The 18,273-nt window shown below is 61.3% G+C and carries 16 protein-coding genes and 1 tRNA gene; 7 read left to right on the forward strand and 10 right to left on the reverse strand.

The genetic code is table 11. The annotated features are described in order from the left end of the window. Positions 1–130: 130 nt before the first annotated feature. Both AC1D3C_RS16675 and AC1D3C_RS16680 read right to left on the reverse strand, forming a co-directional pair. Positions 131–1,312 carry an efflux RND transporter periplasmic adaptor subunit gene (locus tag AC1D3C_RS16675; RefSeq protein ID WP_038543349.1) on the reverse strand — a complete coding sequence of 394 codons (1,182 nt, stop codon included), beginning with the start codon at positions 1,310–1,312 and terminating at the stop codon, positions 131–133. A 61-nt stretch (positions 1,313–1,373) separates the two neighbouring features. Continuing rightward, entirely contained in the window at positions 1,374–2,168 is a 795-nt protein-coding gene (locus tag AC1D3C_RS16680) for an alpha/beta hydrolase fold domain-containing protein (protein ID WP_247135622.1), read from the reverse strand. Between the two features lie 157 nt (positions 2,169–2,325). Here AC1D3C_RS16680 and AC1D3C_RS16685 point away from each other — a divergent pair, with 157 nt between their 5' ends. From AC1D3C_RS16685 to AC1D3C_RS16695, 3 genes are all read left to right on the forward strand, one after another. Next, positions 2,326–3,261, forward strand: coding sequence for a LysR family transcriptional regulator (locus tag AC1D3C_RS16685; protein ID WP_477483657.1), 936 nt, complete (start codon positions 2,326–2,328; stop codon positions 3,259–3,261). A 231-nt stretch (positions 3,262–3,492) separates the two neighbouring features. Continuing rightward, positions 3,493–4,698 carry an MFS transporter gene (locus AC1D3C_RS16690; protein WP_477483658.1) on the forward strand — a complete coding sequence of 402 codons (1,206 nt, stop codon included), beginning with the start codon at positions 3,493–3,495 and terminating at the stop codon, positions 4,696–4,698. 118 nt (positions 4,699–4,816) lie between these two features. After that, a complete protein-coding gene (locus AC1D3C_RS16695; protein WP_477483659.1) occupies positions 4,817–5,758 on the forward strand; it encodes an acetamidase/formamidase family protein in 942 nt (313 codons plus the stop codon). 9 nt (positions 5,759–5,767) lie between these two features. Here the strand turns inward: AC1D3C_RS16695 and AC1D3C_RS16700 are convergent, their stop codons facing one another. Then, the gene (locus AC1D3C_RS16700; protein WP_477483660.1) at positions 5,768–6,523 is read right to left on the reverse strand and encodes a BA14K family protein; all 756 of its coding nucleotides are present in this window, start codon (positions 6,521–6,523) and stop codon (positions 5,768–5,770) included. 288 nt (positions 6,524–6,811) lie between these two features. On the opposite strand from AC1D3C_RS16700, the gene AC1D3C_RS16705 reads away from it, so the two are divergent. After that, on the forward strand, positions 6,812–7,663 hold the full coding sequence (locus tag AC1D3C_RS16705; protein WP_477483661.1) for a hypothetical protein: 852 nt from the start codon (positions 6,812–6,814) through the stop codon (positions 7,661–7,663). A gap of 55 nt (positions 7,664–7,718) precedes the next feature. Beyond that, positions 7,719–8,297 (forward strand): hypothetical protein, encoded by a 579-nt coding sequence (locus AC1D3C_RS16710; protein ID WP_038543358.1) that lies wholly within the window; start codon positions 7,719–7,721, stop codon positions 8,295–8,297. 429 nt (positions 8,298–8,726) lie between these two features. Here AC1D3C_RS16710 and AC1D3C_RS16715 read toward each other — a convergent pair. The 4 genes from AC1D3C_RS16715 to AC1D3C_RS16730 form a co-directional block, all read right to left on the reverse strand. Beyond that, positions 8,727–8,802 (reverse strand) — tRNA-Lys (locus AC1D3C_RS16715). Between the two features lie 232 nt (positions 8,803–9,034). Continuing rightward, on the reverse strand, positions 9,035–9,955 hold the full coding sequence (locus AC1D3C_RS16720; protein WP_477483662.1) for a PhzF family phenazine biosynthesis protein: 921 nt from the start codon (positions 9,953–9,955) through the stop codon (positions 9,035–9,037). 64 nt (positions 9,956–10,019) lie between these two features. After that, on the reverse strand, positions 10,020–10,754 hold the full coding sequence (locus tag AC1D3C_RS16725; protein ID WP_477483663.1) for an NUDIX hydrolase: 735 nt from the start codon (positions 10,752–10,754) through the stop codon (positions 10,020–10,022). After that, on the reverse strand, positions 10,751–11,860 hold the full coding sequence (locus AC1D3C_RS16730; RefSeq protein WP_477483664.1) for an endonuclease/exonuclease/phosphatase family protein: 1,110 nt from the start codon (positions 11,858–11,860) through the stop codon (positions 10,751–10,753). Before AC1D3C_RS16730 ends, AC1D3C_RS16725 begins: the two co-directional genes overlap by 4 nt. Before the next feature lie 187 nt (positions 11,861–12,047). On the opposite strand from AC1D3C_RS16730, the gene AC1D3C_RS16735 reads away from it, so the two are divergent. After that, positions 12,048–12,410 carry a DUF4189 domain-containing protein gene (locus AC1D3C_RS16735; RefSeq protein ID WP_477483665.1) on the forward strand — a complete coding sequence of 121 codons (363 nt, stop codon included), beginning with the start codon at positions 12,048–12,050 and terminating at the stop codon, positions 12,408–12,410. Positions 12,411–12,420: 10 nt separating this feature from the next. Here the strand turns inward: AC1D3C_RS16735 and AC1D3C_RS16740 are convergent, their stop codons facing one another. From AC1D3C_RS16740 to AC1D3C_RS16750, 3 genes are read right to left on the reverse strand one after another with little or no spacing between them, the layout of a single operon-like run. Further along, positions 12,421–13,449 carry an ABC transporter ATP-binding protein gene (locus AC1D3C_RS16740; RefSeq protein ID WP_477483666.1) on the reverse strand — a complete coding sequence of 343 codons (1,029 nt, stop codon included), beginning with the start codon at positions 13,447–13,449 and terminating at the stop codon, positions 12,421–12,423. Continuing rightward, the gene (locus tag AC1D3C_RS16745) at positions 13,437–15,131 is read right to left on the reverse strand and encodes an ABC transporter permease (protein ID WP_477483667.1); all 1,695 of its coding nucleotides are present in this window, start codon (positions 15,129–15,131) and stop codon (positions 13,437–13,439) included. The genes AC1D3C_RS16740 and AC1D3C_RS16745 overlap by 13 nt, the downstream gene beginning before the upstream one ends. Before the next feature lie 12 nt (positions 15,132–15,143). Next, positions 15,144–16,127: an ABC transporter substrate-binding protein gene (locus AC1D3C_RS16750; RefSeq protein ID WP_477483668.1), complete on the reverse strand. Its 984-nt coding sequence runs from the start codon at positions 16,125–16,127 to the stop codon at positions 15,144–15,146. 242 nt (positions 16,128–16,369) lie between these two features. On the opposite strand from AC1D3C_RS16750, the gene AC1D3C_RS16755 reads away from it, so the two are divergent. Beyond that, positions 16,370–18,271 (forward strand): CASTOR/POLLUX-related putative ion channel, encoded by a 1,902-nt coding sequence (locus tag AC1D3C_RS16755; protein ID WP_477483669.1) that lies wholly within the window; start codon positions 16,370–16,372, stop codon positions 18,269–18,271. The last annotated feature ends 2 nt before the right edge of the window (positions 18,272–18,273 follow it).

The following is an 18,273-nucleotide window of genomic DNA, read 5'->3' on the forward strand; positions in this document are numbered from 1 at the left end:
GTCAAAGCCCTCTCTCCGGGGTTGAACAAGAGGCGAAACGGCCCCGGCTCGCGGCCGACAAGGCCGCAAGCTCCACGAACCGGAACTGGATGAGTGTGGGGAAGCGGCGGACTAGCCGCCGCTCAGAGCGTTACTTGTTGGCGACCTTCGCCTCGTCCTGCGGCTGGACCACAGCACCCGGACGGATGCGCTGCAGGCCGTTGACGACGATCCGGTCGCCCGGATTGAGGCCCTTCTCGACGATCCGCATGCCGTCGACCGCCGTGCCCAGCTCCACCTGCCGGTACGCAACGGTATTGGCCGCATCGACCACGAAGACGAACTTCTTGTCCTGATCGGTGCCGACAGCCTTTTCACTGACCATCAGGTGATCCTGGGCCTTGGGCTGGCCCATGCGAACCCGCACGAACTGGCCCGGGATCAGCTTGCCGCCCGGATTGTCGAAGACGGCGCGCACGCGGATCGTGCCGCTCGAGGCATTCACTTCGTTGTCGATAAGCTGCAGCTTGCCACGGATCGGCGTGCCGTTACCGGCGAGCGTGCTGACCTCGACCGGTACCTGTTCGATCGCCGGCACACCGTCGACGAGCGGAAGGTCGTTGAGCGTACGGGACACCAGTTCTTCGCCGGCGTCGAAGCTCGCATAGATCGGATCGGCCGAAACGAGTGTCGTCAATGGGGCGGAGGCGGAACCTGCCGCTACCAGGTTGCCGACCGTGATTTCCAACTTGCCGGCCCGGCCGGCGATCGGTGCCCGGATCTCGGTATAGTCGAGATTGAGCTGCGCCGTCTTCAGGGCCGCCTTGGCGGACTGGAGGTTGGCCAGCGCCTCACTCTGGGCGCTCTGGCGCTGGGCGAGATCGCTCTGAGAGATGGTGTTCTTGGAAGCGAGGTTCTTGCCGCGATCGAGTTCGGTATTGGCAAGCTCGACCTTCGCCTGTGCCGATGCCACCTGGCCTTCAGCCTGTGCGACCGCCGCCCGGTAGGGCTCCGGATCGATGCTGACGAGCAGGTCGCCCTGCTTCACCAGTCCGCCTTCGCGGAAATGCACCGCCTGGATGGTGCCGGTGACGCGCGGCCGGATCTGGACGCGGTCGACGGCTTCCAACCTTCCGGAAAATTCCTGCCAGGTGGAAACATTGCGTGGTTCGACAGTGGCAACCGTCACGGGAACGGCCGGAGCCGCAGCAGCCGTCGCAGGCGCGGCATGGGCGCCCTGCGGCAGATCGAGATAGACCGAGGCACCCGCAATCAACGCAGCGGTGCCCAATCCAGTGCCCCACAGGGCCCAGCTTTTGATCTTCGAGGTCATTGGTAGTCTCCTTACGGCCTTGGGAATTGGCCGTTATTTGCCTTCAAAATAAATCATGCTATTAAGTTAACTCTCGGACGAAGCTCGTGAATTCGGCACAAAGTGCTGTCATCCACTCGCCGTCGCCCTCTCTGTAAATGCCCGTCCAGCCGCAGCTGGCAGGGAAGATCTTCCGCCTGACCGAAACACCGGCCTCGCTCAGGCGCGTTGCATAACCTACCGTTTCATCGCGCAGCGGATCGTCTTCCGATGTCACGATGAGAGCCGGCGCGACACCCGAAAGCCGCGAACAGAGGCAGGGTGCCGCATAAGGATGCTGGAACCCGCAATGGGAGCCGAGATAATGGCTCCAGCCTTCCGCCCAACGTTCGCCCATGCCGATATCATCCGCCTTGCGAAACGATCGGGTGGCCATCATCGGGTCGATCATCGGCGACAGCAGGATCTGGCCGTTCAGCTCGCCGGGCATCAGGTCGCGCGCCTTCAGCGCAACGCCAGCCGCAACATTGCCGCCCGCCTCGTCGCCCGCGACAAAAAGCTGGGACTTGGCACTGCCGAACTGTTTGCGTCGGCCGGCAAGGCACTGGAGCGCTGCAAACGCGCATTCCATAGCCTGCGGAAACATGTTGTGCGAAACGCTGCTGTAATCGGCTTCCAGTACCACGGCGCCTGCTTCCGCCAGCGCCTTGGCGACCGGACGTTCGTTTTCGCCGCGCTCTTCATTGAGAAACGCACCGCCGCGCAAGTAAAGCACCAGCGGCGGAACCTTGCCCTTGGCAGCGCCTTCATAGACGCGCATGGGGACAGCCGGCTTGGCCGACTTGTCAAATGCGATATTTTCCCACTGCGCAATCATTGAAAAACCCTCGGGCAAACCCCTAGTAAAAGCGGGGTGCTTGCCGTCAATCTTGAACCTGATATTATTATTCGGGTGAAAACATACAAGTTAACGGCATTCGACAACACTATTCCATATTTCGGAACAATGTTGCGGCGCAGCAGGAATCAAGACAATGGATCAGCTTTCGGCAATGCGCGTATTCGTTCGCGTCGTGGAAACCGGTAATTTCACCCGGGCTGCGGCCACTCTCAATATGCCCAAAACGACGGTGACCAATCTCGTCCAGAGCCTCGAAGGCCATCTGCGCACGACGCTGCTCAACCGCACCACCCGCAAGGTGATGGTGACGACCGACGGCGCGCTCTATTATGAGCGCGCGATGCAGATAATTTCCGAACTCGACGAACTCGACGGCAGCATGTCGAATTCGCAGAGCCAGCCATCCGGCCGGTTGCGCGTGGAGATGGCCGGCGCCTTCGCCGATTTGCTGGTCATTCCGAATTTATGTGATTTCCATAAGCGTTTTCCGCAGATCAGGCTCGATATCGGCGTCGGCGACCGGCTGGTCGACTATATCGCCGAAAACGTCGACTGCGCCCTGCGCGCCGGCACCCCGACCGACCAGTCGCTGATTGCCCGCAAGGTCGGCGAGATCAGCATGTCGGCCTATGCAGCACCTCTCTACATCCGCAACTTCGGCGCCCCTGAACGCCCGCAGGACCTGCAGGAAGACCATTTGGCCGTCGGTTACCTGAACGCCCAGTCCAGCCGGGTGAGATCCATGGAATTCCGTCGCGACGACGAAAACCTGGAAATCACGCCCCGATACGTCGTCTCCGTCAACGATGCCCGGACCTATGTGAACGCAGCGATTTCCGGCATGGGCATCATCCAGTCGCCGCGCTTTATGGTGAAGGAGACGGTGGAGAAGGGCGAATTGGTCGAAGTTCTCTCCGACTGGCACTGCGCGTCGCTACCCCTCTACATCGTCTATCCGCAGACCCGCCACCTCTCCAACAAGGTGCGGGTCTTCGTCGATTGGCTCGCCAAGCTGGTTCAGAACCTCAAGGTCGAGGAAAGCCGCGAGCAGATGCGCAAGGCAAGCTAGGCCCGTTTTACCAACGAGGCACGAAAGCCCGAATGTCAGGCGACGTCTTGAGAACTGAGTATCACTGTCCCAGCGAGGCGTCGCCCGAAAAGGCAATGAATGCCACCCTTTCCGTCATCGTCTGCTGCCTAGGCCAAGAAATCATGCCGTCCGCGACGGAATTTATGCCTCGGTTCGTACGGGGGTGATAAAGCGGTCGGATGTTTGTTCGATGATTGGAATAGAGTCAGCATGACGCGTTGGGGACATGTCACAATCGCCGTTCTGGGCGGCATCGCCGCGGCCCTGCACGTCGGCAAGGTACCGCCAGCCATCCCCATGCTGCGCTCCGAACTCGGCATCGATCTCGTGGCTGCCGGCTGGCTAATGGGCTTGGCAAGCGCCCTCGGCGCCGCCTGCGGCATCCTGATCGGCCGTTTCACCGATTACCTGACCCATCGGCGCGCGATGATCCTCGGCCTCGCGTTGCTGATCGCAGGCAGCCTGATCGGAGCCCTCACCCATTCTGAAACGGTGATCTTCGCCAGCCGCGTGCTCGAAAGCGTCGGCCTCATCATGGTCTCGGTCGCAGCCCCCGGCCTGATTGCGGCCTCGGTCGAACCGCGCGACACCGGCCTTGCCTTCGCGCTCTGGGGTATCTGGATGCCGGTCGGCGTTGCGGTGATGATGATGATCTCGCCCTTCCTGCTGCCGAGCTTCGGCTGGCAGGGTTCCTGGATTTTCGCCGCCATGCTCAGCGTCATTCCGATGGTGGCCCTGCTGACGATGCGCCTTCCAAAACCACAAACTGCCGGACATCCGACGACGTCGCTGCTGACGGCCGTCAAGCTCACCGCGTCCCGGCCGATGTCTTGGATACTCTCCGGTATTTTCGCCGCCTACAGCGCCAGCTTCATGTCCGTCTTCGGTTTCCTGCCGACGCTGCTGATCGAGGAAATGGGAACCGGCCTCGCGGCTGCGTCCATCATGACCGCGCTGGCAGTGCTCGCGAACGGCGTCGGCAACATATTCGGCGGCGTCTTCGCGCGTTGGGGTGCCCCGCGCTGGGTGCTGATCGCCGGTCCCTGCGTAATGCTGACGCTGACCGCCTTCGTCGTCTTCGGCCATAGCTTTCCGCTCTGGATGCGCTACGGTGCCTCGGTGCTCTACGCGGTGTCGGGCGGCGTCCTGCCGGCGACCCTCATGGGCTCGTTGCCCGTCTATGCACCGCGCCGAGACCTCGTCGGAACATTCAGCGGCTTCGTCATGCAGGGCTCTAATATCGGCCAGGTCTTCGGACCAATGCTGCTCGCTTCGATCGTTGCAGCATCCGGCTGGCAGGGCGCACCGTTCTACATCGCCGCCGCAACAGGGCTCGGCCTGGTCCTGGCGCTCTGCCTGCGCCAGACCGAACGCCGCATGGCAACCACGAGACCGGAGGCCGCCGGAACGGCCTAAGACTTGCGGCAACGGCCCAACTAGCAAATCAATCGTCGCGAACTGGGCTGGATTTGCGGACTGGCGTGCAAAGTAAAATCGGCTAGTCTCTCCCCGGATCAGATAAGCGAGCCCGGCCATGCAACATCACGTCTCCGCCTCTTCCAAAACCTGCGCCTGGGGTTATTTCGACGCCGCCCGCGAGCCGGTGCTGACGATCGACAGCGGCGACACGGTGGTGATCGACACGGTCTCCGGCCCTGCGGAAGTTCTGCCGAAGGAAGGGTTCACCATCCTTCCCGAACATCTCGAAATTCACGAAAACTGCCGGCCGATCATGCAGGGCCATATCCTGACCGGCCCGGTCGCCGTGCGCGGCGCCAGGCCCGGCCAGGTGCTGGAGGTGAAGATCCTCGATGTCGAGCTGCGCCAGGACTGGGGCTATAACGTCATCCGCCCGCTCGCCGGCACGCTCCCTTATGATTTCGAGACACCGCGGATGATCACCATACCGCTCGACAAGCGGAGGAATGTCGGGCGCCTGCCCTGGGGGCTTGACCTGCCGCTGGCGCCCTTCTTCGGGGTCATGGGCGTCGCTCCGCCGCCGAACTGGGGCCGCATCACCTCGATCATGCCGCGTTCGCACGCCGGCAATATCGACAACAAGGAACTGGTCGCCGGCACCACGCTTTATCTGCCGATCTTCAACGAGGGCGCGCTGTTTTCCTGCGGAGACGGCCATGGTGCGCAGGGCGACGGCGAGGTCTGCATTACCGCCATCGAGACGGCGCTGCGCGGCACCTTCCGGCTTACCGTGCGCGACGATCTTGATTTCGTCTATCCACGGGCTGAAACGCCGACGCATTACATTACCATGGGCATGGATCCGGATCTCGACCAATGCGCTGTCATGGCGCTGCGCGACATGATCGTGCTGCTCGGCGAAAAAGGCGGCTTGTCGCGGGAAGATGCCTACACGCTCTGCAGCCTCGCCGGCGATCTGCGCATCACCCAGACCGTCAACGGCTGCAAGGGCGTGCATATGATGATGGCAAAGGCCCTCGTCGACCGCGCTATCTGAAGCTGGTGGTCAGCCGAAAGGCGATTGGCATTGGCGGCGCGGGCCGCCTGCCAGGGGTTGATAGCTGTTGTCCTCGGCCTGGTAGGACCGATATCGGGCAAAACACCATTCCTCATGGGATCCGGCAGGAGCGTCGGCCTCGATCGCCCGCGACTGTGCGTAGCCTACCGCTCCGTCATTCGCCCGTTGATTGGCGCGGGTAGCCGGTCTTTCTGGAAGCGGCTGCAATTCATCCTGCATCTGCAGAGCTTGCGGCTGATCAGGCATCGGTGCCGCGGCAACGGTCCCGGTCGCGGCAGCGCCCGGTGCCCGGCACTGCCGGCGGGAGCCGCCGCTGAAAGGCTGGTAACTGTTGTCTTCGGCTCGATAGGATTTGTATCGCGCGGAGCACCAGTCGGCCTGGGCGGGATCGAGCATGGCTTTCCTCTCGTCCTGCGACTGCGGCACTGTAGCCGGCTGCTGCGGATTGATGGACCCGGTCACTGTATTGTCGACGGCTACCCCCGTGGCGGTCTGCTGGACAGCGGGCGTTTCCCGCGTATCAGCTGCAACCGAAGCCGGAGGCGTCGCAGCGGGCGGGCGCTGATAATCCTGGCCGGCGGTGTCGACGGCCTTCGGTTTGGAGGTCCACAGGTCCGGCGTATCCATATTGGCGAACTTATGGGGTTCGGGCACGGCGATCACGTTCGCGGTAATGATCACGCCGCTCAGGAACACCAGAACGAGCAGGACAAGGCTGCCCAAAAGCAAGAGGATTGGCTTCATGACCGCGCTCCCATTTCGTCTTGCAGACCAAATGCCGATCAGGCGCCGGAGTTCCCGTCGAGGGAGCAAAAGAAACGGGATTGGGGATGAAAGTAGCCCTGCCGGCGGAGAGCGGCAACAAGTGCGGCCGTTGTTGCGTTTTGGCGGAAACGTAACAACGAGTTCGGAAAGGTTGATGCGCTGATAATCGTCGGGAAAGTTTTCTACGTATACGCGAAATTCTTCCGCAGCTTTTCCGGTCTATGGTCGCCCCCATCGACGACCATCTTCAATCCGGAAAACATTGCTATGCCACTTTTGTCCGCAGCCATTTTCTTATCCGCGACCATCCCTTCAATGCCGCCCGCACCGATCGGTGACGAGTACCCTTTGTTTAAGCAGACGACCACTGCGATCATCACCGAGGCCACCGATTACGGCGGGACAAAGTCCACGATGAAGGCGAAGGTCACACCGGAGTCGGCGAAATCGTGGTGTGGGAACTGGTATCCTGGAAAGAAGAACTGCGTATCCGACGCGCTTGAATCGTCCGCTGATCATGTCTACGAAGCCACCGCCAATTGCGAGACGGGCCATCTCTGGACTGATGGCAAGCATTACCTCTTCGACGGCCCCGAGACCAAAAACCAGAATTTTCAGGGGTATGTCGGCGTCAAAGACGCTGCGACAGGCAAGCGTCTCGGTATGTCGGATGCCGATCGAGGCCGTGAGTTCGGTGGCCTGTGGCTTACGCTATGTCCGATGGGATGGCCTTACAAAACCGTTCCGGTCGACCAGACGTTTAAGCTGGGCCCCAACGACGAAAAGTATGGAGAACACATCGGCCACAACAAGTCGGTGATGTTCAATCACCAGCGCCAGCACATCATCGTCTATGCAGAGCCCAAACAGTCTCTGGCCGGAACGGTCACGGAAGACACCGTGCTTGTCCGTGGCTGGGAGGTTCCGAACGAGTGGTTCTCGGGGATCGCCTACACCTATAAGAAAGGCTGCGCTCCGGCGCCGTACCTCGTCAGCGGCCATTACCAAGGCGGAAATTTGACGCTTTTGGGCAAGGCGCCTGTCAGGGAAGGCTGCAACGTCGTGGGATACAGCGACAAAGGTCCGAATACCAGGCTCGTTTTCGATCTGTCCGAGTGACGGATTGCAGTAAATTTCAACATTATACAACTATCAAGCCTGAAGGAATTCTCGGATGAAGAACGTTATCTTCGAGACCGGTGAGATCATCGAAGTCGGTGAAAACCGCTCATATGGAAATAGCCGGTTCTACACACACATCGAATTGCAGCGTGCCGATGGCTCCAAAGTCCGGCTGGACGATGTCGCAGTCTCGTTGATGGTCACTCCGAAGCTCTTGACGAGTGCAGTCGCTCTGAACCTCGCCAAGCCCCCGATCGCTACAATTGCTTTCGTGCATGAAAAGGGGCAGATGCTTGACAAGCCGGTCATCCTCGGCGGCAAGTCTACAGGTCACCACTTCAAGAACCTTGTTCTTGGCTATGCCAGTGAAAACACCTACGGGATTGAGCGCGGAGTTTCCGCAGGACTGCTGCTGTTCTCGAAGATTGCAACCGTGTTGCTTGCACTCTTATGCGTCTACATTTTCATGGCCGGCTGGTGGTTGATTGTCCTGGTCCTTCCGGCACTTGCGTTGATCGTGTCAGCTTTGTCGTGGCGTCAACTTATCCGCTTCCAGAAGATCTCCGACGTCATTAAATCCAGATTCGTTGAAATGGGGTACATCGACAGCACTACGACCGTATATTCGTAGGACGATCCCGCCGGGGTTTGCTCCGGACCCAGGAATCGCACTGCCGGCGGTTTGCAGTCGATACACGTTGCCGTGGATGACCGTTGGATCCAAAGCCTTGCCGCTGGGGCCTCCCGGCGACAAGGCACCAACTTCCCTGGGAAACTTCGATCACTGTTCTCCAGCGGCTGACGATGTCGCCTACTGCGAGCATTTCTCGCCAACGTCACCAAGGTCGTCGGCCGCTCTCGACTTTGCACCGAAGACCCTTAGCTCCACCGATGGGGTGTCTCAAAGGTGTTATCCATAGAAATTCGGGAGGCCAAATCTGCGCGTGTAGACGCTTCTGCATGCGATCTCTCAGAGGAGCCTCTGTGATCGCAGCGTCATCCTTAGACTTAAATATGATCTTTAATGTTGGCGCACAACGAATTGATATCGTTGAAGAAATGGTGGGTGATGTAGGGCTCGAACCTACGACCCGCTGATTAAGAGTCAGCTGCTCTACCAACTGAGCTAATCACCCAAGAACCATCTGTGCGAGGCGTGCTCGCCAGCGGTGTGAGGGCGTATAAAGGGGATCGTTCGGCTTGTCCAGCGGCTCGGTGAAAATTATTCGCCCGACCGGGCAAAAAATCCATGAGGTCGGATTTTGCGCCTGACGCAAACCTCTCCGCAGCTCGATAAGCGACGCAAAAACGAAAAATTTCAAAGTCTTAATGCGTCACAATATCGCAATCATCGACAAGCGGCGAAATTCAAAGATAGAGCATGCCTTCCGCGACCTTGATTGCCTGGCCGCCGATGCGGGCCCTGGCGATCTCCCCCTCCTTCACGTCGATATGCAGATGGATCAGGGACGGACGCCCCATCTCCACCCCCTGCTCCACCAGCACCGGGTGATGGCCGTCCGGCAGCGCATCGAAATGCCGGATTGCGCCGGAGAGTGCAGCGACCGCGGCACCCGTGGCTGGATCCTCGGAAATCCCCATGTCGGGCGAGAACATCCGGGCATGGAACTTTGCCTGATGGTTCACGCCGCTCCGGCAATAGACGTATGCCGATGCCAACGCGCCCTCGACGAACGGCGCCGCCTTTTCCCACAAGGCCGTGTCGAATTCGAGATTCTGGACCGTCGCCAGATTGTGCAGCGGGATCATCAGGAAAGGCACACCCGCGCTCCAGATGGAGGCGACATGGTTCTCGAAACCGATATCCGTCGATTTGACGCTAAGCGCATCGGCGAGCCCCTGCCGGTCGAGCGGCAGCTCGATCCGCACTGGCTTTCGCGGCAGGTCGAATTCGGCAAACCCCGCCTCGCCGGCACGAAACCGCACGGCGCAGCGCACCGGGCCGACATTTTCCTCCAGCACGCAGACAAGGTCCATGTCGAGCTGCCCACCAGACCCATGATTGAGTTCGGCAAGCGCCACTGCCGTTCCAACGGTCGGATGCCCGGCGAAAGGCAGTTCGCGGCCCGGCGTGAAGATGCGCAGACGGGCTGCATAAGCGGCATTCGCGGAAGACTGAACGAACACCGTCTCGGAGAGATTCATCTCCCTGGCAATCGCCTGCATTGTCTCGTCGGCAAGGTCGTCTCCGTCGACAATCACCGCCAGCGGATTGCCGGCAAGTCGTCTATCGGTGAAGACATCATAGATGCTGTAGCGACGGGCCAACCACACCTCCTCGTGTTTCGATGGCGCCAAACTGCCCGACCGGTCGGTTCAAAGCAACCCCTGTTCAGCGCATCGAATGGCCGAAAAACAGGTCGAGAATCGGGAACATCAACGGGCTGTAGGGATGCGCGCCGCGATCGGCCGAGCGGATCGCCACGGCTCCGGCAATCTCCTTTTCCTCGTCATGCACCATATGTTCGGCGATGCGTGCCAGCATCTCCTGCGCCGTAAGATCGAAGCGATAGAAGCGGAAACCGACGACCCGGTGCCCGCTGTAGCTGGCGAAGAGCTGCCGATCCGCCTTCGCCTCGGCGAGATCGAGGCCGGTTTCTTCCCGAACTTCACGGTACATATTGGCCTCGAGATCGAGCTTTCCGTCGACGATGTCCAGAAGATCGAGCGAACCGGCAGCGCAATAGACCTGACCCGGATTGGCGGTCCTTTCGCTCATCCGGACGGCGATGATTGCCCCATCGGACGAGACGGGCACGGCGAAGCCGAAGAGGTGAAAAGCGCCGGCCGGATCGGGCTGTTTCCGCCACCACAAGAGTGTCGAATAGGGGATGACATGCGCCTCGCCGATGATCACGCCGTCCCGGAACGAAAGCCTGTTCTGCAGCACCATCTGGCCGTTGAAGAGATGCGGATTGGCCGCTGATTCCCGCGGCCAGTTCTCCTCGATATCGTCCCGGTGCGCGAGATAGATCGGATGTGCTCCGGGCAGGACCGAAAGATCGAAAGCCTCGACCTCGAAGACGGTATTTTCAGGCGGCCAGCCGCTGATCGTCTGGATGGTCATCGAAGCTCCAGCGACATCACGACGGGGCAATGGTCCGATGCCTTCGGCCGATCCCAGCCGATGCGCGGAAACCGCTCGACCTCCTGTCCCGGCGGAAAGACGGTGCGATAAGGTTGGCCGCCGCGGATGATTTCCGGCACGCTATCGGCGTTGTGCTCGGCGAGCGCCGGCGACAACCAGATATAATCGAGCTGGCAGAGATGCTGCTCCTCCGGCCCGCGCGCATGATAAAGCGTCCAGCGATCCATCACGTCGCGGCGCGTAGTCGGGTTCACCACGAAGCCGTCGTCGGTGAAGACATTCAGCGCACTTGCCTCTTCGCGCCGGGGCTCGAATCGGTAGCCTTCGCGGCGGGTGCCGATCACCTGCACCTTTTCCTGATAATCGTTCATGTCGCCGCAGATGGCGAAGTTCTTGTCCGCCGTTCGGCCCTTACCGAAACGGCGCTCGACGATCTGGCGCACCGCTTTCGCCTCAGCGATGCGGATCGCCATCGTGCCCGTGCGGCCGTCCTGGCCGTCGCGGGCATTGCCCATGGATTTGAAGTGCACGACGAACAGCGAGAACGGCTTGCCCCCGATCGTCAGCTCCAATTCCAGGCAGTCGCGCTTGAAGATCTTGTCATGCGCCTGGTTGCTGAGCGCCAGTTCGTCGTTGAAGAGGCCGAGATCCTGATAGGTCAGCATCGCGTGACTGCGCACGTCCTGCACCTCGATTTTCTCGCCGCTGCGGGTCTCCTCGCGCATCAGCACGGCAACGTCGATGCCGCGCGAATCATTGCCCTCGACCAGATATTTCTGGCGATAGCCGTTGCCGACCATGCGGTAGAGATAGCCATATTCGAAGGCCTGCAGGGCCGGCATGCTGTCGACCTCCTGAAGGCAGAGGATGTCGGCATCCGCGTCGGCGATCGCCAGCGCCGAAAGCTGCCGCGTGTCGTCCGTCTCGGCGATCATGCGGGCCTGTTCGAGCTGCTGGTAGACCGCCTTGTCCTGCACGTCGTAGAGCCGCAGCACCCGGTCCTGCCGAAGCTGGTTGCGCCAGCCGGAGAAATCGAAGCGCGTCATCAGGTTTTCAATGTTGAAGGTGCCGAGACGTAGAGACATCGAATCCATCCTGCTGCTGCGGCCACCTTAACCGCCGATGTTCGTAATAAAAACGAATGAATCGAGAAATTTAAGTCGCCATTATCGGCAATCCGCAAAGTCGGTTGCGGAAATGCGGAACCAGTGCGACGTTCAGGCCAGCGGCATTACCTTGATCGGGTCGATCTGCCGCAGGGGGCTCTTGTACATGAAACGCATAATTATCGCATCTCTGTCCCTCTGTGCTCTGCTTGCCGGTGCGGGCCAATCGATGGCAGACAGCGTTGGTGCCATCGCCTATTCGCCGCGCACGGGAGCTCTGGGCTGGTCCTACGATCATGCAACCCGCCGAAGCGCCGAGCGAACCGCGCAGTCGAATTGCGACGCCAGCGATTGCCGGATCGCAATCTGGTTCGAGAACGGCTGCGGCGCTGTCGCCAAGGGTCCTGACGGCTGGGGCTCGGGCTGGGGTTACAACCGCAGGGAGGCCGAAAACCAGGCGATCGGCTCCTGCCGCCAGAACAGCCGCGGCTGCCGGGTCATCCGGTGGCAATGTTCCGGAGCCCGATAAGGCCGGCGGTTTAAAGACGCCAGGCCGAGCGGATGACGACGGCGAGCCTGTCCCCGGACTTTACCGGATGGCGGCTGAAGGCGCGCAGTGTCTGCCCATCCGGCAAGGCAAGGCGCAAGGCATAACGCTCGCCTTCGAACAGAACCGACAGCACCGTCACCGCGGCACCCCCGGCGGCGATCTCGACATCCTGCGGGCGCACGAGAATGTCGGCGCAAGTCCGTTCCGTGCGATCCGCCAGAATGTCCTGCATGGCCGGCCATTCGAGAAGCCGCCTGTCACCGGCAGGTGACGGCAGCGACAGGATCGACCCCTGCCCCACGAGACCGCCGACCAGCCGGCCCTCCGGCCGCGCATAGATCTCCTCCGGCGTCGCCACCTGCAGCAGCCGGCCCTCGGACATCACCGCGACATCAGTCGCTAGCGCCATCGCTTCCGCCTGGTCATGGGTGACATAGATCATCGTTGCGCCCGACCGGGCATGAAACTCGCGAAACGTCTCTTCCATTTCCTGGCGCAGGTGCCGGTCGAGATTGGCGAGCGGCTCGTCGAGCAGCACGACATCCGGCTCGGTGACGAGGCAGCGGGCGAGCGCCACGCGCTGCCGCTGCCCGCCGGAAAGATCGGCGGGGCGCCGGTCGGCATAGGTTTCGAGGTGGACGGCGGCAAGCGCCTCCTTGACCTTGCGGTCGCGCTTCTCGCCCGAAATGCCACGAACCTTGAGCGGATAACCGACATTCTCCGCGACGCTCATATGCGGCCAGAGCGCATAGGACTGGAAGACCATCGCCATGTTGCGATGTTCGGGCGGCACCATCTCGCCAGCATCCGCCAGAACTCGCTCGCCGAGCAGGATCGAGCCGTCGCTCGGCTGTTCGAAGCCGGCGATCATCCGGAGCACCGTCGTCTTGCCGCAGCCGGAAGGCCCCAGCAGCGCCAGGAAGCCCCCTTCCCGCACGGTCAGCGAGACGTCGTTGACGGCCGCCCGGCCGCCCAGATCGAATGTTTTCGAGAGGCGGTTAAGGATCAGCTTCGCCACGGGACCACACCTTTTGGCAGACGTTTCGCCATCAGTTCCAGCACGATCATCATCGCGATCACCATGACGACGACGAGGACGGAAAGTGCGGCGGCGACGTTGAAACTGCCGCTGTCATCGAGATTGTAGATCAGCACGCCGAGCGTCTGGGTGCCCGCCGACCAGAGGAGCGCCGAGACGGTCAGTTCGTTGCAGGCGATCAGGAAGACAAGGATCACCGAAGCGCCCGCAGCCGGTGCCACCAGGGGCACGAGAATATCGGCAAGACGGCGGGCAAAACCTGCTCCAGATAGCCTGGCTGCCTCCTCCAGGGAAGGATCGAGCTGGCGGAAAGCGCTGACCACCGGTTTCAGGCTGACGGCGAAGAAGCTGGAAAAATAGGCGATCAGGATGATCCAGATCGTCCCGTAGATCGAGATGCCGATCACCGGGATGGGCGCGGCGAACAGCAGGATGAAGGCAACCGCCAGCACGATGCCCGGCAGCGCATAGGGGATTTCCGCCAACGCCGAAATAAGCCCGGTAAAGCGGCTCTTGCTGCGCACCAAGAAATAGCCGGTCAGCACCGTCACCACCAGGAGACCGAAGGCCGTGGCAAGCGACAGCGAGAGGGAGTTGGTGAACGCAATGCGCGTCGCCGCCTGGCGCACGAGGATTTCCTCATAGGCCTTGATGGTGACGGTCGCGGGGCTGAGCGGCACGCCATAGGCCGGCGCCAGCGAACTTGCGACAAGCGCGATCAGCGGCATGGCGAGGATCAGGAAGATCGTCAGCCACAGCAGCAGTTCGGCAAGCCAGCGCCAGGCGCCGAGCCGGAACACCGCGACCTGTCCCGACAGGCCGATGACGCGATAGTCTCGGCCGCGCAGCACCCGTGCCTCGACCATCAACCCGACGACCGACAGGATGGCGATCAAGGCGGACAGGACGGAGATATCCGCGAACGTGCGAGGACCGAAAGCGGCGAATTTTGAATAGATCAGGGTCGGCAACGTGTAGATCCCGGCGGGAATGCCGAGGATCGCCGGAATCCCGAAATTGCCGACGCAGGAGACGAAAGCGATCGCTGCCCCCGCTGCAAAACCCGGCAGAGACAGCGGCAGGATGACATCCTTCAGGACTTGCCAGGACGACGCGCCGGAAAGCCTTGCCGCCTCTACACCATCGCGCGGCAGCGCCAGAAGCCCGGCCCGGAGCGACAGGTAGACGAGCGCCGCATTCTGCACGCCATAGAGAAGTGCGATACCGCCGATCGAATAGAGCGGCTGCGGCGATCCGAGCGGGGGCGCCAGCCCGATCGCTTTCAGGAGCGCGCTCGAAGGCCCTGTCATGCCGATCCAGGACAGCGCCGTCACCTGCGGCGGGATCATCGTCGGCAGCATGAACAGGAAACCGAGAAGAGCCTTGCCGCGGATGTCGAACAGCGTCAGCAGCAGCGCAAACCCACCACCGAGGACCACGGCCGCGATCATGCCGAAAAAGGAGGTCGACAACGTATCATAGACCGACCGCCACAGGCCCGGATCGGACAGCAACTCGCTCGCCCCGCCGTGGAAGGCTGACATGATACCGGTTGCGGCAAGCCGGCCGAGCGGCAGCACGCTCAGGCAGAAGATCACGGTTATGACAAAGGGAAACAGCCAGCGTGGCTGGCCGTTTCCCCGATTTCGGGTTTGTCTCATGAGGCGCTTATATCAGCCTTTGATGCCGAAAATATCCGCGAAACCCTTGACGTCCTTCTCGGAGTTCTTGAGCGCCTCGGGGGCATTGATCGGCAGAACCTTGATCGTCTCGCGAGCCGGGAAACCAGGCGGTACGGCCATGCCGTTGCGTGCCGGAATGTAGCCGAGCTTCAGGAAACCTTCCTGGCCCTTCTGGGAGAGCACGTAGTCGATGAACTTCTTGGCATTGTCCGCATGCTTGGTGGAGGAAAGGATCGCAGCCGGCTCCGTGACGGCAGACACGCCTTCCTTCGGGAACACGAACTCGACGGGAGCGCCCTTCGCCTTTTCGCGGATCGGTAGGTAATCGACCACGAAGCCATAGGCCTTCTCGCCCGAAGCGACGGATTTCAGGATCGCACCGTTGCCGCCCGCGGCAATCGCGCCGTTTGCCTTGAGGTTCTTGTAATAATCCCAGCCGAGGCCGGATACGCCGGCGAGCGTCTGTGCGTGGATGAGGGCTGCACCCGAAGCGAGCGGGCTCGGCATCGTCACGAGGCCCTTGGCCTCCGGCTTGGCAAGGTCCGCCCAGCTGGTCGGCTTCATTGCGGCCTGGGTGTTGTAGATGATGCCGGTGGTGATCAGCTTGGTCGAATAGTAGAAGCCGTCGGCGTCATAAAGCGCCTTGTCGTAATTGGCGGCTTCCGGCGACTTGTAGGCCATCAGCTGGCCGGCCTGCTTCATCCGCTCCAGCGTCACCGTGTCGGCGATCAAGAGGACGTCGGCCGCCGGATTGCCGGCCTGAATCTCGGCATTGAGCTTGGCCATGATCTGCGGCGTCCCGTCGCGCACCCACTGTACGTCGAGGCCCGGATTGGCAGCCTTGAAACCATCGACGGTCGCCTGCGCGTCCTCATTCGGCTGGCTGGTATAAAGCACGAGATCGGCGGCCTCGGCGGCGCCGGCAATCATGCCAAAAGCCACGAGGGCGGTGAAAGCGGAAAGAAGGTTCTTCATCGGAGCGTCCCTGTTCGAACATAAGCTGCGGACGATAAGCATTCCTGCTTGACAGCCATGTGACAGGCTGTGGAGCGACATCGCCTTAGGGCGTGTTTTACCAGCGGCTTACAAGATTCGAAGACTAAATTTACTGTGCTCAGATCATTCCCGCACAACGACGGCGCAAAACGCGGGCCTTCAATTGTTTCGCAACCTAATCCTGCCATCTCGTCCACCAGGGTATATTTCGGGGACACAAGATGAAAAGCCGGGCAAACTGGGGCGCGCAGCTGCGCTATGGGTTCGACAAGAGCATGGCGGGCGGCGCGATCGCGCTGATCGGCTGGCTGGCGCTGATATCGCTGGTGGTGATCATGATCGCCGGCGCTATTCTCGCCGTAACCGGCATCGCGCCGGAAGGTGCCGAGCCGCTCGGCTTCGTCGAAGGCACGTGGGAATCGCTGATGCGGACCTTCGACGCCGGCACCATGGGCGCCGACCAGGGTTGGAGCTTCCGCATCATAATGCTGCTGGTCACGATCGCCGGCATCTTCGTCTTCTCGGCACTTATCGGCGTCATCTCGTCAGGCTTGGAAGACAAGCTCGACGACCTGCGCAAGGGCCGTTCGCGGGTGCTCGAAACCGAGCACACGATCATCCTCAACTGGTCGCCCTCGATCTTCGACGTCATCTCGGAACTCGTCATCGCCAACCAGAGCCGCCGCAACCCTCGCATCGTCATCATGGCGAACAAGGACAAGGTGGAGATGGAAGACGAGATCGCCACCAAGGTCGTCGATCGCAAGAACACCAAGATCATCTGCCGCAGCGGTGATCCGACCGATCTCTACGATCTCGGCATCGTCAATCCGCAAACCTCGCGATCGATCATCGTGCTGTCACCGGAGGGTGAGGACGCGGACCCGCAGGTGATCAAGACGGTGCTTGCGCTGGTGAACGATCCCAACCGGCGGACAGAAAAATACATGATTGCCGCCGAAATCCGCGACGCCGACAACGCCGAAGTCGCAAGGATCGTCGGCGGTAGCGAAATGCAGCTGGTGCTCGCCGACGACCTGATCGCCCGCATCGTCGTCCATACCAGCCGCCAGGCGGGCTTGAGCGCCGTCTATTCCGAACTGCTCGATTTCGACGGCTGCGAGATCTACACGCTCGAACAGCCCGACCTCGTCGGAAAATCCTTCGGCAATGCGGTGCTGGCCTACGACAAGAGCACCCTGATCGGTCTCTGCGACAAGGACGGCGCCATTCATCTCAATCCCAATCCCAACCAGGTGATCGCCGCCGGTGATCGCGCGGTCATCATCGCCGAAGATGACGACTCGATCAAAACCTGGTCCGGCGACATGGGCATCGACAAGAATGCCATCAAGGCGATCGTCAAGCGAGCCAAGACCGCGGAGCGCACGCTGATCCTGGGCTGGAATCGCCGCGGCCCGATCATCGCGACCGAACTTGCCCGCTATGTGGCGCCCGGCTCGCGGCTGACGATCGCTGCCGACACGCCGGAATTCGAAGGGGAAGTCGCCTCACTGAACCTCGACAGGTCCGTGCTTGCCGCCGATCACCGGGTAATCGACACCAGCAGCCGCCCGGCGCTCGACGCGCTCGACATCCCGTCCTACGACCACGTCCTGGTTCTCGGCTACAGCGACAGCATGATGGCCCAATCGGCCGATACCCGCACGCTGATCACCCTTTTGCAGCTCCGCAAGATCGGCGAGACGGCCGGCAAGCATGTCAGCGTCGTCAGCGAGATGATCGACGTTCGCAACCGCGAGCTTGCGGAAGTGACCCGCGCCGAGGATTTCGTCGTCAGCAATAAGCTGGTCAGCCTGATGCTCGCTCAAGCCTCCGAAAACGAATCGATGGCGGCGATCTTCGAAGAGCTTCTGGACGAGGCCGGCTCCGAGATCTACATGCGGCCGATGAGTGATTATGTCGATATTTCGAAGCCCGTAAACTTCTTCACTGTAGCGCTGGCAGCCCTTCGCCGCGGCGAAATCGCCATCGGCCACCGCCGCCAGCGGCCGGGCGCCGCCGATGTCAGGAATCTCGGCGGCGTGGTCGTCAATCCGCCCCGCGCCGAAATGACCTCCTATGCGGACAGCGACATGCTCATCGTCCTCGCCGCCGACTAACA

The organism is Neorhizobium sp. P1_A6 (genome assembly GCF_056406795.1).

What these genes read in the sequence shown, in the direction of transcription:
- AC1D3C_RS16685 (WP_477483657.1), top strand. Translation starts at nt 2,326, where the DNA reads ATGGATCAGCTTTCGGCAATGCGCGTATTCGTTCGCGTCGTGGAAACC.
- AC1D3C_RS16725 (WP_477483663.1), bottom strand. Translation starts at nt 10,754, where the DNA reads ATGACCATCCAGACGATCAGCGGCTGGCCGCCTGAAAATACCGTCTTC.
- AC1D3C_RS16745 (WP_477483667.1), bottom strand. Translation starts at nt 15,131, where the DNA reads ATGAGACAAACCCGAAATCGGGGAAACGGCCAGCCACGCTGGCTGTTT.
- AC1D3C_RS16755 (WP_477483669.1), top strand. Translation starts at nt 16,370, where the DNA reads ATGAAAAGCCGGGCAAACTGGGGCGCGCAGCTGCGCTATGGGTTCGAC.
- AC1D3C_RS16680 (WP_247135622.1), bottom strand. Translation starts at nt 2,168, where the DNA reads ATGATTGCGCAGTGGGAAAATATCGCATTTGACAAGTCGGCCAAGCCG.
- AC1D3C_RS16695 (WP_477483659.1), top strand. Translation starts at nt 4,817, where the DNA reads ATGCAACATCACGTCTCCGCCTCTTCCAAAACCTGCGCCTGGGGTTAT.
- AC1D3C_RS16750 (WP_477483668.1), bottom strand. Translation starts at nt 16,127, where the DNA reads ATGAAGAACCTTCTTTCCGCTTTCACCGCCCTCGTGGCTTTTGGCATG.
- AC1D3C_RS16730 (WP_477483664.1), bottom strand. Translation starts at nt 11,860, where the DNA reads ATGTCTCTACGTCTCGGCACCTTCAACATTGAAAACCTGATGACGCGC.
- AC1D3C_RS16675 (WP_038543349.1), bottom strand. Translation starts at nt 1,312, where the DNA reads ATGACCTCGAAGATCAAAAGCTGGGCCCTGTGGGGCACTGGATTGGGC.
- AC1D3C_RS16735 (WP_477483665.1), top strand. Translation starts at nt 12,048, where the DNA reads ATGAAACGCATAATTATCGCATCTCTGTCCCTCTGTGCTCTGCTTGCC.
- AC1D3C_RS16710 (WP_038543358.1), top strand. Translation starts at nt 7,719, where the DNA reads ATGAAGAACGTTATCTTCGAGACCGGTGAGATCATCGAAGTCGGTGAA.
- AC1D3C_RS16690 (WP_477483658.1), top strand. Translation starts at nt 3,493, where the DNA reads ATGACGCGTTGGGGACATGTCACAATCGCCGTTCTGGGCGGCATCGCC.
- AC1D3C_RS16700 (WP_477483660.1), bottom strand. Translation starts at nt 6,523, where the DNA reads ATGAAGCCAATCCTCTTGCTTTTGGGCAGCCTTGTCCTGCTCGTTCTG.
- AC1D3C_RS16705 (WP_477483661.1), top strand. Translation starts at nt 6,812, where the DNA reads ATGCCACTTTTGTCCGCAGCCATTTTCTTATCCGCGACCATCCCTTCA.